The organism is Streptomyces sp. NBC_01352, from assembly GCF_036237295.1.
GTDB classification, from domain to species: domain Bacteria; phylum Actinomycetota; class Actinomycetes; order Streptomycetales; family Streptomycetaceae; genus Streptomyces; species Streptomyces plumbiresistens.
The window spans coordinates 8,157,860-8,171,497 of record NZ_CP108354.1 but is presented as its reverse complement, the minus strand read 5'-3'; the positions used below and the strand labels follow the sequence as shown (position 1 = coordinate 8,171,497).

The window sequence follows — 13,638 nt, the reverse complement described above, 5'->3', positions numbered from 1 at the left end:
GTCGGCAGCGGGAATGAACCCCGTATGGCGTCGCTCGCAACTCCCCCGCTCCGGACCGGACTTCTCGTCATCCAGCCGCTGCGGCGACGGCACTGCGCCGAGTGCTGCGGCGGGCCGTTGTCGCTGCTCGTGCTGGAGGACGGAGCGCCGCGGTGCCTCGACTGCGCGGATCTCGGGCACCTGGTGTTCCTGCCGCGCGGCGACACGGCGCTGACGCGCCGGTCGCGGGAGGAGAGCGCGTTGTCGGCGGTGGTCGTACGGTTCAACCGGCGCAGGGGCCGTTACGAGCGGCAGGGCGTCCTCGTCGAGGAGGCGGGGCTCGCCCGGGCCGAGGCGCGGTGCCTCCTGGACGCGGAGGTGCGCCGGCGGCGCCGGGTACGGGACGCGGCGCGGCGGGCGGCTCAGGACATGCGGTTCGCCGACGCCTTCGCGGCCGAGATACGGCGGCTCTTCCCCGGGTGCCCGGCGGACCGGGCACGGGCGATCGCCGAGCATGCCTCGGTTCGGGGCAGCGGACGGGTGGGGCGGAGCGCGGCGGGGCGGGCGCTGTCCGAGGGAGCGGTGATCTCGGCGGTCGTGGCCTCCGTACGGCATGTGGACACGCGGTACGACCAGTTGCTGATGAACGGGGTGGCACGGCACGAGGCGCGACGGCGGATCTCGGCCGGGGTGGAGACGGTGCTGCGGGAATGGCGGGCGGAGGGGGCTGAGGCGGAGGTCGGCTGAGGGCGGTTGTTCGACGCCACCGAGCTGCCGACCTGCCGGGCGGCACCCTCATCGTGAGGTGAGGCACCGAGCAAGCGAACCGGCACGCGGCGTTCCCACCTGGCGTTCGCACCCGACGTTCGCACCCGGCGTTCGCACGCACCACCCGCACTCGCCTCGACGTCACGCGTCCCCTCCCCCGTCCCCGTGCCCCGCCCCTCACCCCGCCCGACCTGGACGCTCACGTATGCCCCCGCGCGGTTCGGGCATGGTTCGAGGGGCTGGGCGGAGATTCACTTGGGGTGACGGTGGTGCCGGGTGGGAGCTCGGCCGGATGCGGGAGTGGGTGTCGGGATGATCGAGGGACCGTATTTTGTGCTGACGGTGCTGGGTGTGCTGGGGACCGGGCTGGTGGCCGGGGTCTTCTGCGGCTTCTCGACCTTCGTGATGCAGGGGCTCGCCGCGTTGCCGCCCGCGCAGGGTGTGGCCGCGATGAACGCGATCAATGTGAGCGCGGTGCGGCCGCCGTTCATGCTCGTGTTCGCCGGGCAGGCGGTGCTGAGCGCGGTGATCGCGGTGGTGACGTTCGTGCTGTGGCCGGACGAGGGGACGGTGGAGCTGCTGGTCGGCAGCGGGCTGTACCTGTTCGGCGTGTTCGGGCTCACCATGATGGCTAACGTGCCGCGCAACGACGCGTTGGCGAGGCTGGATCCGGGCACCCGGGAGGCGGCCGCCTATTGGCCGACGTACGTGCGCGAGTGGACGCTGTGGAACCACGTCCGCACGGTCGCCTCGGCCGCCGCGGCGGTGACGTACCTCCTGGCCCTCACCTGACGGAATCGGGCCGCTGAGAAAGCGCTGTCCGACGCTCTGCGCGAGTGACCGGCGGGACGTATCGTGGCCGGAAGGAGTCCGCAAGAGTGCCGCCCGATGACGCACGGCCACGTCAGACGCGCAAGCGTCGCACGCGTAAGCAAGGAAGACGCCCATGGCCGATCCCAAGGGATTCATGACCACGCCGCGCCAGGACTGGCCGCGCAGGCCGGTCGAGGAGCGGGTCCGGGACTGGGACGAGGTGTACGTCCCCGGGGCGCTGCTGCCGATCATCAGCAAGCAGGCCGACCGTTGCATGGACTGCGGCATCCCCTTCTGCCACGAGGCCTGTCCACTCGGCAACCTGATCCCCGAGTGGAACGACCTGGTGTCCCGGGAGGACTGGCGTGCGGCCGCCGACCGGTTGCACGCCACGAACAACTTCCCCGAGTACACCGGCCGGTTGTGCCCGGCACCCTGCGAGTCGGGGTGTGTGCTGGCCATCAACCAGCCCGCGGTGACCATCAAGAACGTCGAGGTCGCCATCGCCGACCGGGCGTGGGAACTCGGGTTCACGCCGCCACGGCCGCCGGATCGGCTGTCCGGGCGGACGGTCGCGGTGATCGGGTCGGGGCCCACCGGGCTTGCGGCAGCACAGCAGTTGACCCGCGCGGGGCACACGGTCGCCGTGTACGAGAAGGACGACCGGCTCGGCGGGCTGATGCGGTACGGCATCCCCGAGTTCAAGATGGAGAAACACCATCTGGAGCGGCGGATCGAGCAGATGCGGGCCGAGGGCACGAAGTTCCGGACGTCGACCGCGGTCGGACGGGACATCGGTGCCGCCGAGCTGCGTTCGCGCTACGACGCCGTCGTGGTCGCCACCGGAGCTACGGCGTGGCGTGAACTGGACGTACCGGGGCGGGAGTTGACCGGCATCCACCAGGCGATGGAGTACCTGCCGCTGGCCAACCGGGTGCGCGAGGGGGACCTCGCGGTCTCCCCGCTGTCCGCCGCCGGGAAGCACGTCGTCATCGTCGGCGGCGGTGACACCGGGGCCGACTGTCTGGGCACGGCGGTACGGGAAGGCCCCGCGTCCGTGACGCAGTTGGACATCTACGCGCAGCCGGGTGGCGAGCGGGACGAGGACGTCGATCCCTGGCCGACGTACCCGAAGATCTACCGGCTGTCGGCCGCGCACGAGGAGGCCGGCGAGCTGCGGACGGCCCCGGCGGCGAACGCCGACGCCCGGCTGTTCGCCGCGTCCACGCTCCGCTTCACCGGGGACGCCGACGGGCACGTACGGTCGCTGCACCTCGTCGAGGTGGACGCGCAGCGACGGCCCGTGCCGGACACCGGGCGGACGCTGCCCGCCGAGCTCGTGCTGCTCGCCCTCGGCTTCTCGGGCCCCGACAAGGAGGACGGGCTCATCGACCAGCTGGGACTGGAGCTGGAGCCCCGTGGGACGCTCACGCGGGACGCCCGCTTCGCGACGAACGTCCCCGGCGTGTTCGCCGCCGGGGACGCCGCGCGCGGTCAGTCACTGATCGTGTGGGCCATCGCCGAGGGGCGGGCGGTGGCGGCGGCCGTCGACCGTCATCTGACGGGGAGTTCACGACTGCCCGCGCCGATCGGGCCGTACGACCGCCCCATGGTTGTATAGGCCACGGGCGGACTAGCGGCGCTCGTCCGTCCCCGCCACCTTGCCCGTCGCCAGTGCCACCCGGTTCCACGTGTTGATCGTGAGGATCAGGGCGAGGACGTGAGCCAGTTCGGCCTCGTCGAAGTGGGCCGCGGCGCGGGCGTAGACCTCGTCGGGAACTCCGCCGTCGGCCACCAGGGTCACCGCTTCCGTGAGGGCGAGGGCCGCCTGCTCCTTCTCGGTGAAGAAGTGGCGGGCCTCGCGCCACACGGCGACCAGGTGCAGCCGGTCCTCGCTCTCGCCGGCCTTGCGCGCGTCGTTCGTGTGCATGTGCAGGCAGTACGCGCAGTGGTTGAGGTGCGAGGCGCGGATCTGGATCAGCTCGACGAGGGCGGGGTCGAGGCCGTCACGGGCGGCGGCGTCGAAGCCGACGATGGCGCGGAAGACCTTCGGGGCGGACTTCGCGAAGTCCAGGCGGGTCCGTCGGGCCTCCGCCTCGGCGATCGTGGCGGCGGGGCCAGTGGTCGTCGTGGTGTCGGTCGTGGTGTCGGTCGTGTTCGTCGTCATGTGCGTCGTCGTCATGTGCATCAACCTACGAGCCGGATAGACCCTCTGTAGGGTGCATTTCCGTGGATGAATCGTGGGTCAATTACGCGGAGCGGATCGGTGCCGACCTGCATCTGGAACTGTCCGGACCCGGCGGTCGACGGGCCGCGCTGATCCGGTCGCTGCGTGAGGCCGTGCGGGGTGGGCGGCTCGCTCCCGGCACCCGCCTGCCGCCGTACCGCTCGCTCGCCGCCGACCTCGGCGTGGCCCGCAACACGGTGGCCGACGCGTACGCGGAGCTGGTCGCGGAGGGCTGGCTCACCGCCCGGCAGGGCTCGGGCACGCGCGTCGCGATGGGGGTACCTCCCACGCCCTTGAGGCAGTGGGGGAGGGCCGAGCCGCTGCGACACGCCGCGCGGGTGCCTCGTAAGGCACCTCCACGCGCGCGTGGACCACGGCACGACCTGCGGCAGGGCACCCCGGACGCGTCGTCGTTCCCGCGCGCGGCATGGCTCGCCTCCTACCGACGGGCGCTCCAGCAGGCGCCGAACGAGGTGTTCGGGCCGGGCGATCCCGCCGGCCGCGTCGAGCTGCGGGAGGCACTGACCGAATACCTGGCACGCGCGCGTGGCGTACGTACCGAGCCGGGTCGGATCGTGATCTGCTCCGGCTTCGCGCACGCGCTGCGGCTGCTGTTCGGCCAGGACGGCGGCGGGGACGGCGGGGGAGGCGGGGTGCTGCGCGGTCCGCTGGCGGTGGAGGCGTACGGGCTGGGATTCCACCGGGAGCTGCTCGCCGCCGCCGGTGTGCGGACCGTGCCGCTCCCCCTGGACGAACACGGCGCGCGGATCGAGCGGTTGGGGCGCGAGCGGGCCGTGCTGCTCACGCCCGCGCACCAGTTCCCGACCGGCGGTCCGCTGGATCCCGCGCGCCGGGCCGCGGTGGTCGACTGGGCACGCGCGCGTGGGGGTGTGATCGTCGAGGACGACTACGACGGGGAGTTCCGCTACGACCGCAAGCCGGTCGGCGCGGTCCAGGGGCTCGATCCCGAGCGTGTGATCTTCGTCGGCTCGGTCAGCAAGAGCCTGTCCCCGGCGGTGCGGCTGGGCTGGATGGTCCTTCCGGAGCGGTACGTCGACGACGTGCTCGCGGCCAAGGGCGAGCGGGAGGCCTGGGCGAGCGTCCTGGACCAGCTGAGCCTCGCCGACTTCATCTCGCGCGGGTCCTACGACCGTCATGTACGGCGGATGCGGCAGCGGTACCGGAGTCGCCGGGACCGTCTCGCCGCGGCGCTCGCCGCACACGCGCCGCACGTCGAGGTCACCGGCGTAGCGGCCGGACTGCACGCCGTGCTGCGGCTGCCGCCCGGCACCGAGCGGTCCACGGTGAAGGCCGCCACCTGGCAGGGCGTCGCCCTGGACGGCCTCGCCGAGTTCCGGCACCCGGACACCGACATGGCGGCCCGCGACGGTCTGGTCGTGGGGTACGCGACGCCCTCGGAGCACGCGTACGGGGCGGCGCTGGAGGCGCTGTGCGGGGTGCTGCCGCCGGGTGAGTGACCGAGTGAGTACCGGGTGAGTGATCGGAGGGCTCCTGCCTCCGGATGAGCGGGCCCCCGCGGTGTCCTGCCTGCGGAGGAGCCGAGGGCTGCTGCCGGCGGACGAGCCGGTCGGGGTGCCGTCGTACCGCCGCACTGAATTTCCCCTCAGGTGTCCGACAAGTGGCTTACGGGCTACATGGATCGGAACTGTGGTGGGATCATCGAATCAGGAGGTGTGCTGTCTTCGTGCCGGATTCCCGGTCGGCGGCGGCCCGCCCCATCCTTCGTTCCGCCGTCAGGCGCAGGGCCACCCCAGCGCGTCCCCCCTGTTGGCGGTCGGTCCTGGAGGGTGATCGATGACGACACTCGACGAACGTCACGGAGAAGGCGCGCGAGACGGGGAAGAGGTCCGGGGCCGGAACGTGTTCGGCCTGGTCGGGGCCGTCGTCCCGGCCGCCGTCCCGCTGGACCGGCCCAGCGCCGCGCTCCCGTGGCTCACAGGGTCCAAGGCCGCGAACCTCGCCCGCGCGGCCCGCGCCGGACTGCCGGTGCTTCCCGGCTTCGTCATTCCGCCCAGAGGGGGTGGCGACACCGTCGCCCTGCGGCGAGCCTGGCACGAACTCTCGGAGGGGGGCTCCCGCCCGCTCGTCGTGCGCTCCTCGTCGCCGCAGGAGGACACGGAGGAGTCGTCGCTCGCGGGCCAGTTCGCCTCCGTACTCGACGTGCGCGACTGGCCGGACTTCCGTACGGCCGTACAGACCGTGCTCGACTCGGCGCGCCGGTCCGACGGATCCACGGCGCCCATGGCGGTGCTGGTGCAGCCGATGCTCCCGGCCCGGGTCGGCGGGGTGCTGTTCGGCGCCGACCCCGTCGAGGGGCGCGCCGACCGCATGCTGGTGAGCGCGGTGCGCGGCGGCCCGGACAGCCTGGTCAGCGGCGAGCAGGGCGGGGCGAACTACTGGCTGAGCAGGCGCGGCCGGATCCTGCGGACGGAACGACCGGACACCGACGGGCCGCCGCCCCAGACCCACCCCGCGGACACCAACGGGAGGCCGCCTTCCCGCTTCCGCCTCGCGGACACCGAGCCACTGGTCGTCCGTTCCGACGTCTCCGAAACCGATGCGCCGCTCACCCGCTCCGCTCCCCCGGAGACGGACTCGCCGCCCACGCGCTCCGCTCCCCAAGGAACCGATTCACCGCCCACCCACCCCACTCCCCAATTCACGGACTCGCCGCTCACCCGCTCCGAACTGTTCCGGCTCGCGCGGCTCGCGCGGCGTGCGCGGCGGGTCTTCGGTGGGCCGCAGGACATCGAGTTCGGGTTCGACGAGGACGGGCGGCTGTGGCTGTTCCAGAGCCGGCCGATCACGGCGATGGCGCCGCGGCCGGCGCGCCGGGCGCGGCTGCTCGGACCCGGCCCGGTCGCGGAGACACTGCCGGGACAGCTGCTGCCGCTGGAGGAGGACCTGTGGGTGGCGCCCATGTCCCGTGGGCTCGCCACCGCGCTCGACATCGGGGGCACCGCGCCGCGCCGGCTGCTGCGGACGGTGCCGGTGGTCACGACGGTCGACGGGCGGGCCGCCGCCGACCTGCGCCTCCTCGGCACCGCCACGCCCCGGCACCGCTGGCTCGCGCTGCTCAACCCGGCGCCGGGTGCGCGCAGGCTCGGTGCGGCGTGGCGGATGGGCCGGCTCACCGCGGCGCTGCCGGGCCTCGCGACGGACCTGATCGCGGACGTCGACCGCCGGCTCACGGAGATCCCGTCGCCGGCCACCCTCTCCGGTCACGACCTGGCGGCGGAGCTCCGCTGGACCCGCCGGGTCCTGGTCTCCCTGCACGCGCAGGAGACGCTCGCGGGTGCCTTGCTGAGCGAGCCGCCCAGGAGCCGTACGGCGGCGGGCACGGCCCTCACCGCCCTGGCCGAGGCCCGCGCCCAGGGCGTGCCCGACGACCGGGTGGTCGCCGCGGACCCCGTGGTCCTGGCCCTCACCGCACCGAGCCTGCGGGGCCCCGAGCGGCTGCCGCGGCCGGTCGTACCGAGCCAGGAGGATGCCGCAACCGGCCGGTGGGAAACAGCGCCGCCGCCTGCTCAGGTAGCCGCCGACCCGATTCGAGTCACCACCCTCACCCACGAACGGTCGACGGCCACCACCCCCGACCGCCCCTCTCCCCGCACCACCGCCGCCCTCACCCTCGCCCTCCCCCTCACCGAACGGTCTGTCCCCCGGTCCCCCAACGCGGCATCCGCTTCAGCGACCGCCGCCGCCCTCCAGCCGCGCGAAGCCCTCCGGCCCCGCGAAGCCCTCCGACTCCGCATTCGCTGGGTGCAGGAACTCCAGGTCCGGCTCGTACGCGAGACCGCGCGGCGGATGGGTCGGGGCATGGAGCGCGTCGGGCTGCTGAGCTGGCGGGAGCTGATCGTCGTCCTCGAAGGAGGCCCGCTGCCGGGCGATCTGCACGCGCGCGTGCCGCAGCCCCAGTCGCCTCCGCTGCCGGACACCTTCCGGCTCGCGGAGGGCGGCGTGGTCGTCGCCGAGCGCGACCGCGGGCGCGGTGACGGGGTGCGGGGCGTGTCCGGCGGGCGCGCGGCAGGGACGGTCTGGGACGGGACGGGCACCCCGCCGTCGGGCGCGGTGCTCGTCGTGCGCACGCTGGACCCGGCGCTCGCCCCGTTGCTGCCCGGCCTCACCGCGCTGGTCGCCCAGACCGGCAGTCCGCTGTCCCATCTCGCGGTGCTGGCGAGGGAGTTCGGGCTCCCCGCGGTCGTCGGCGCCACGGACGCCGTACGCCGGTTCCCGCCCGGGTCCCGTCTCACCGTCGACGGCACGACCGGCGACGTGGAGCTGGGGGAGGCGCCATGAGGAAGATCGCCTTCGTCTTCGGAAGCCTCGCCGCTGTCGGCGCGGGGTCGTATCTCGTCGTCTACCTGTACCGCTGGCAGTGGCAGCGGGCCCTGCTGTGCGGGGTGCTGCTGGTGGTCGTCGAGGTGCTGCTGCTCGGCCTCGTGCTGGTGGGGCGGCTCGCGCGGATCGAGGAGCGGGTGCGCGACTCCGACCGGCGGCAGCGGGAGCTGGCCGCCCGGCAGGAGGACGTGCTGGCACGCCTGCGCGGGGAACCGGAGCCGGAGCTCAGCGGCGGCGGACGGTTCCGCTGGCTGGAGGACCCCGCGGAACGCACGTACGTCTTCGTGCCGGTCCTCATGGTCACCGGTGTACTGCTGTCGGGCCTCGCCTGGCTGGTACAGCGGATCGCGTCGGCCACGGGCAGGCCCGCCGAGCGGCGGCTCGCCGGACGGCTGGCGATCCTCGCCGCACCCGACCCGGCCGCCCACGACGACCTGGACGACCTGCCGCCGCCCGGCGCGGGCGCCTCCCGGGGTCGTACCGCGGGCGTGACCGCCGTCGGCGTGCTCGGTGCCGCCCTGGTCGGCGCGCTCGTGGTGGGGCTCGCCGATCTCACCCAGACCCGGGACGAGGACGCGAACGACAGCGCGGCGACCTCCGTGGTCGTCCAGGTCGACATGCGGGGTACGGACATGACCGCCGGGCGGCGGTCGCTCGCCGCGCAGCAGGTCTGGGAGCGCTGCCGGGACTCCACGGCCGTGCCGCTGAGCCACGCGGCCCTCGGCGATCTGGGAGACGGCCTGTACGCCGGAGTCGTCCGGCCCGCCCTCACCGACCACGACCGGCTGCGGCTGCGCGGCTGCCTCGAGGACGCGACCCTCGAACGCGCCCACCTCACGGTCGTCGGCATCGGCGACGCGGACAAGGACGACGACTGAACCCGACGGCCGACGCAGCCACAATGCGACAGATCGACAGATCGACAGAGCCGTTACAGGGATACAGACACCTGCCCCGACAGCGACGGCACACTCAGACGCCCACCCCGATAGTGACGAGCGTCACAAAAGACACCGACACCGCCCCAAATGACAGGCATCGACGCCCACCCACACCATCCGCGATCACATAGCGACGCGTACACGGACAAGACCGCCATAGCCCACCCGGGCTAGCATCGAAGTACACCCCGTCCCCCAGTACCCCGGGTCACCCATGGCTGCCCTCAGCGCCACCCTGCCTCCTCCTGCCCTCCGCCCGCGCCCGCTGTCACGGCGTGCGCTGCGGATCCTCCTCTTCGTGGTCATCGGCTACCTCGCCCTGTGGGCCACGGGCGCCCTGGGCATCCTGGGCCTGTCGTACATGGCACGCGAGGGGACCCCGGCGCCCGCCGGGACCCGTACTGTGCAGGGTGTGCACCACTTCCAGCCGGTCGACGCCGAGGGACGGCTGTGGCGCGGCGCCGCGCCCTCTCCCGCCGGGTACCAGGCGCTCGCCGGGATGGGCATCACCACGGTGGTCGACCTGCGCGCCGAGGACCTGAGCAAGTCCCAGTTGGCCGGACCCGGAAACGCCGGACTGAACGTCGTACACCTGCCCATTCGCGACGGGCAGACGCCGAAGCCCGAGCAGGTACAGCGCTTCTTCGACGTCGTCGCCAAGTCGACCGGGCCGGTGTTCGTGCACTGCGGTGCGGGAGTCGGCCGTACGGGTGCGATGGCCGCGGCGTATCTCGTGCAGACCGGAGAGCAGTCGTCGTCTTCGGCGGTCCGGCGCAATCTCGCGGTCGGACCGCCGTCGATCGAGCAGATCTACTACGGGCTGAACCTCAGCCCCAGCAAGGCCGAGCAGCCGCCGCTGCCGGTGGTGGTCGTGAGCCGTCTCGTGGACGCGCCCCGGCGGATCTGGTCCTCGCTCTAAGGGCGCGCTCCAAGGGCGAGGCCCTGCAACGCTGCCGCAAGACCCTGCGATCAGGGCTTCCGCCCCACCGCCCCGTACCCGGGAATCACCCCGTCGTCCTGCCCGGGGACCGGCTCCCCCAGCTCGGGATGCCACCGGTGCGGCACCTCGACACCCGGCTCGACGAGTTCCAGGCCGCCGAAGAAGCGGCTGAACTCCTCGCGGGAGCGCAGCGCCAGGGTGACGCCGGCGGCCTTGAGCTTCTCGGTGGCCGCCGCCGACTCCTCGGGCGTGAAGTCGGCGGTCGCGTGGCTGAGCACCAGGTAGCTGCCCGAGGACAGTTCGGACAGCAGCCGGCCGACCAGTTCGTGCGCGCCGTCCTCGTCGGGGACGAAGTGCAGCAGCGCGACGAGCGAGAGGGCCACCGGCCGGCCGAAGTCCAGGATCTTCCGGGCGCCTTCGATGATGGCGCCCGGATCCCGCACGTCGGCCTGGAGGTACTCGGTCACCCCCTCGTCCGTGCCGCGCAGCAGGGCGCCCGCGTGGGCGAGGACGATCGGGTCGTTGTCGCAGTACACGACCCGCGCATCGGGCGCGACCCGCTGGGCGACCTGGTGGAGGTTCGGCTCGGTGGGAATGCCGGTGCCGATGTCCAGGAACTGGCGTACGCCGTGCCCGGCGAGCCAGCGCGTGGACCGGTGCATGAACGCCCGGTTGACCCGGGCCATGACCGGGACCCGCGGGTCGAGGGTGAGCATCTGCCTGCCCATGGCCTCGTCGACGGGGTAGTTGTCCTTGCCGCCGAGGTACCAGTCGTACATCCGGGCCGGGTGGGGCTTGCCGGTGTCGGTCTCAACCATTAATTCAGTACCCATTCAATGTCCATCAATTTCCATCAAATCAGTGCGTTAACAAGAAAGTTGAGTGAGCGTCAGCCAATCACGTCACGACAACAGGAAGTCGGCCTCCCCCGCTTTCGCACCTTCGATGAACGCGGTCATCTCGTCCGGGGTGTAGATCAGCGCCGGACCGTCCGGGTCGGTGGACTGGCGGACGGCGATCCGGCCGTCGGCGAGCTTCATCGCCTCCAGGCAGTTCCCGCCGTTGCCGCCGCTCCACGGCTTGTGCCAGCCCTCGCTGCCCAACTCCCGCGCGGGCATGCCGTTGTAGACCCGTATGCGCGGCTTGATGCGATCCATTCACAACTCCTTGCGGAGATCCCGGAGGATCTCCTTCGTGCGATGTGCCGTAGCGGCCTGCGCCGCCATGCGGTCCATGACCTCGAGATGGGTCGCCACCTCTGCGCGCGCGTCCAGATAGACGGCGCCGGTCAGGTACTCGCTGTAAACCATGTCCGGGAGTTCCGGCACGGCGAATCGGAACAGCACGAAGGGCCCGTACGTGCCGGGGTGCGGCCCGTTGGCGAACGGGGCGACCTGCAACGCGACGTTGGGCAGCTTCGTGGCGTCGAGCAGTTTGTCGATCTGGGCACGCATCACCTCCGGGCCGCCGACGGGGCGGCGCAGCACGGTCTCGTCCATCACGACCCACAGCCGGGGGGCATCCTGACGGGTGAGCAGTTCCTGGCGTTGCATGCGCAGGTCGACATGGCGCTCGATGTCGTCGGGGCTGGTCTGGCCGATGGCCCCGGACCGCAGGACGCCACGGGCGTAGTCCTCGGTCTGCAGCAGGCCCGGAACGAAGTGCGGCTCATACTGGCGAATGAGGGCGGCCGCGCCCTCCAGGCTGACGTGCATCGAGAACCAGCCGGGCAGGACGTCGTGGAAGCGCTGCCACCACCCGGGCTGGTTGGCCTCCTCGGCCAGTTGGACGAAGCCCTCGGCCTCCAGGTCGGTGACTCCGTAGGCCTTCAGGAGGAGTTGGAGGTACGGGATCTTGAGTCCGACCTCGGCCATCTCCATACGGCGGACGGTGGCCGGGGCGACACGGAGGATGCGGGCGGCCTCCTCGCGCTTGAGGCCGGCGCGTTCCCGCAGGTCCAGCAGGCGCCGACCGAGGACGACCTGGCCGACCGTCGGCGCGGACCGCGGTTCGCTCACCCTCCACCTCCACACATCGGGCCGGCCACACAGCATGCTGACAGCCTTACGGCGCCATTCGAAGACCTATTCGAAGATCTGTACGGATCTTCGCTGATCTCAACTGGCGCCGCTCGACGTGCTGTTGCGAGCAGTGTGCCACGGCACTTCACGGCGTCATACAGCACTCTGCATTTTTCAGAGTGACACTTGCCAAGTGTTCACGGCGGGGCGATAGTGGCAAGCGTGATTCCGTCCCCGCCCTTAGGAACAGACGCCGCTGCGGACCGCCCCACCGGTCTCGGCGCCGCCGCCGAAGCGGGCCCTGACAGGGCCGGCGCCGCGCGCCGGTTCCGATTCGAGCTGGCCGCACATCCGGCTTCTCCCGCGCAGGCCAGACGGCTGGCGCGGGCCCGGCTGACCCACTGGGCGGTCGGCGAGGACACCTGTGACTCGGCGGCCCTGGTGGTCTCCGAGCTGGTCACCAACGCCATCATGCACACCGCGAGCCGCCGCGTCGTCTGCGAGCTGCACGAAGGGGACGACCTGGTGCGCATAGCCGTGCGTGACGAGGGCTGCGCGCCCGGTGAGCCACACCCGTCCCCGCAGCGGCCCGAGGAGGAGCACGGGAGGGGACTGCTCCTCGTCGACGCCCTGTGTCACAGCTGGGGCGCCCACGAGCACGGCCCCGGCCTGCTGGTCTGGGCGGAGCTCCCGCACAAGGGCGACACCCCGCGCGACGACTCCGCCGTCCCGCGCAACGACCTGGGCTGGGGAGCCCGCCCGAAGCCGGAGCCGTCCGGCGGTTCGGGCGAGGAGGACGAGCCGGCGGCGCACCACCGGGCGGCACATCCGGCGTCCGAAGACGCGGCACGCCCGACGCCTGAAGAAGCCGCACGCCCGACGTCAGAGGAAGCCACACCCCCGGCGTCCGAAGAAACGGCACATCACCGCGCGCTGCCCGACACCGAAGCACGTCACCACGGGACGGAGTCCCCGGCCTTCCCTCCGATCGAGCAGAGCCGGGATCGGGGGCGGATGTGAGGCCCGGCTCCGGCGGCCAGGTGCTGACCCTGGACTCGCTGGTCCGCCTCCGACGCGGGTTCCGCACGCCGGGAGACCCGCTGCGGCTGCCCCTGCCCGAGGGCATGGCGGCCCCGCTGGGCTGTGACGCGGTGGCGGTGCCCGCCCGCTTCGGCCCGCTGCTGAGATCCCGGTTGCCGCAGGTGGGGTGCGTCTACGCCGACGAGACGCACTGGTGGTGGATCGTTCCGTCCGACTCGGACTACGCCCTGGAGTGGCCCGCCCCGGCGCGGTACGCCACCGGAGCGACGATCCCCGCCGCGCCGACCGTCCCCGACCTGATCCACAGGCCGGACGGCTCGCTGCCGTACACCCCGCCGATACCGCTCTTCCTCGCCCTGTGCCGGCTCACCGGCACCACTCCCACCTGGTCCCGGCCCGTCAGCGCGTAGGCCACCGGTCGTGCGCCCGCGCGCACCCGTCTCTTCGGCCTGCGCCCTGCCCCCACAGATGTCCGCCCCGCGATAGTGGCCCTCCGTCCACGAGCGCGGGAGGTCGACGGTGGGAACGAGGCGCGACGAGGGCGAC

Annotated in this window: 12 protein-coding genes and 1 pseudogene; 9 read left to right on the top strand and 4 right to left on the bottom strand. The window is 72.6% G+C overall.

The features are described from left to right. Positions 1–24: 24 nt before the first annotated feature. From OG252_RS37605 to OG252_RS37595, 3 genes are all read left to right on the top strand, one after another. A complete protein-coding gene (locus tag OG252_RS37605; protein WP_329341804.1) occupies positions 25–726 on the top strand; it encodes a DUF2293 domain-containing protein in 702 nt (233 codons plus the stop codon). Between the two features lie 333 nt (positions 727–1,059). Next, positions 1,060–1,539, top strand: coding sequence for an anthrone oxygenase family protein (locus OG252_RS37600; RefSeq protein ID WP_266441346.1), 480 nt, complete (start codon positions 1,060–1,062; stop codon positions 1,537–1,539). A 154-nt stretch (positions 1,540–1,693) separates the two neighbouring features. Beyond that, entirely contained in the window at positions 1,694–3,181 is a 1,488-nt protein-coding gene (locus OG252_RS37595; protein WP_329341802.1) for a glutamate synthase subunit beta, read from the top strand. A gap of 12 nt (positions 3,182–3,193) precedes the next feature. On the opposite strand, the gene OG252_RS37590 is transcribed toward OG252_RS37595, so the two are convergent. Next, the gene (locus OG252_RS37590) at positions 3,194–3,742 is read right to left on the bottom strand and encodes a carboxymuconolactone decarboxylase family protein (protein ID WP_406492122.1); all 549 of its coding nucleotides are present in this window, start codon (positions 3,740–3,742) and stop codon (positions 3,194–3,196) included. A gap of 47 nt (positions 3,743–3,789) precedes the next feature. Here OG252_RS37590 and pdxR point away from each other — a divergent pair, with 47 nt between their 5' ends. From pdxR to OG252_RS37570, 4 genes are all read left to right on the top strand, one after another. After that, positions 3,790–5,265, top strand: coding sequence for a MocR-like pyridoxine biosynthesis transcription factor PdxR (pdxR, locus tag OG252_RS37585; RefSeq protein ID WP_266441342.1), 1,476 nt, complete (start codon positions 3,790–3,792; stop codon positions 5,263–5,265). 337 nt (positions 5,266–5,602) lie between these two features. Continuing rightward, positions 5,603–8,107: a PEP/pyruvate-binding domain-containing protein gene (locus tag OG252_RS37580; RefSeq protein WP_329341799.1), complete on the top strand. Its 2,505-nt coding sequence runs from the start codon at positions 5,603–5,605 to the stop codon at positions 8,105–8,107. After that, positions 8,104–9,027 carry a hypothetical protein gene (locus OG252_RS37575; protein ID WP_329341797.1) on the top strand — a complete coding sequence of 308 codons (924 nt, stop codon included), beginning with the start codon at positions 8,104–8,106 and terminating at the stop codon, positions 9,025–9,027. The genes OG252_RS37580 and OG252_RS37575 overlap by 4 nt, the downstream gene beginning before the upstream one ends. A 277-nt stretch (positions 9,028–9,304) precedes the next feature. Further along, entirely contained in the window at positions 9,305–10,009 is a 705-nt protein-coding gene (locus OG252_RS37570) for a fused DSP-PTPase phosphatase/NAD kinase-like protein (RefSeq protein WP_329341795.1), read from the top strand. Between the two features lie 50 nt (positions 10,010–10,059). On the opposite strand, the gene OG252_RS37565 is transcribed toward OG252_RS37570, so the two are convergent. From OG252_RS37565 to OG252_RS37555, 3 genes are all read right to left on the bottom strand, one after another. Next, complete coding sequence (locus tag OG252_RS37565) at positions 10,060–10,848, bottom strand: SAM-dependent methyltransferase (protein ID WP_329341793.1); 789 nt, start codon at positions 10,846–10,848, stop codon at positions 10,060–10,062. A gap of 84 nt (positions 10,849–10,932) precedes the next feature. Continuing rightward, on the bottom strand, positions 10,933–11,187 hold the full coding sequence (locus OG252_RS37560) for a DUF397 domain-containing protein (RefSeq protein ID WP_266441329.1): 255 nt from the start codon (positions 11,185–11,187) through the stop codon (positions 10,933–10,935). Further along, entirely contained in the window at positions 11,188–12,048 is an 861-nt protein-coding gene (locus OG252_RS37555) for a helix-turn-helix domain-containing protein (RefSeq protein ID WP_266441327.1), read from the bottom strand. It abuts the gene before it with no gap. Positions 12,049–12,237: 189 nt separating this feature from the next. Here OG252_RS37555 and OG252_RS37550 point away from each other — a divergent pair. Continuing rightward, positions 12,238–12,864, top strand: a pseudogene (locus OG252_RS37550) (ATP-binding protein); the annotation flags it as partial. 203 nt (positions 12,865–13,067) lie between these two features. Continuing rightward, positions 13,068–13,502: a hypothetical protein gene (locus OG252_RS37545; RefSeq protein ID WP_329341791.1), complete on the top strand. Its 435-nt coding sequence runs from the start codon at positions 13,068–13,070 to the stop codon at positions 13,500–13,502. Positions 13,503–13,638: the final 136 nt, after the last annotated feature.

What these genes read in the sequence shown, in the direction of transcription:
- OG252_RS37600 (WP_266441346.1), top strand. Translation starts at nt 1,060, where the DNA reads ATGATCGAGGGACCGTATTTTGTGCTGACGGTGCTGGGTGTGCTGGGG.
- OG252_RS37560 (WP_266441329.1), bottom strand. Translation starts at nt 11,187, where the DNA reads ATGGATCGCATCAAGCCGCGCATACGGGTCTACAACGGCATGCCCGCG.
- OG252_RS37595 (WP_329341802.1), top strand. Translation starts at nt 1,694, where the DNA reads ATGGCCGATCCCAAGGGATTCATGACCACGCCGCGCCAGGACTGGCCG.
- OG252_RS37605 (WP_329341804.1), top strand. Translation starts at nt 25, where the DNA reads ATGGCGTCGCTCGCAACTCCCCCGCTCCGGACCGGACTTCTCGTCATC.
- OG252_RS37565 (WP_329341793.1), bottom strand. Translation starts at nt 10,848, where the DNA reads ATGGTTGAGACCGACACCGGCAAGCCCCACCCGGCCCGGATGTACGAC.
- OG252_RS37570 (WP_329341795.1), top strand. Translation starts at nt 9,305, where the DNA reads ATGGCTGCCCTCAGCGCCACCCTGCCTCCTCCTGCCCTCCGCCCGCGC.
- OG252_RS37580 (WP_329341799.1), top strand. Translation starts at nt 5,603, where the DNA reads ATGACGACACTCGACGAACGTCACGGAGAAGGCGCGCGAGACGGGGAA.
- OG252_RS37590 (WP_406492122.1), bottom strand. Translation starts at nt 3,742, where the DNA reads ATGACGACGACGCACATGACGACGAACACGACCGACACCACGACCGAC.
- OG252_RS37575 (WP_329341797.1), top strand. Translation starts at nt 8,104, where the DNA reads ATGAGGAAGATCGCCTTCGTCTTCGGAAGCCTCGCCGCTGTCGGCGCG.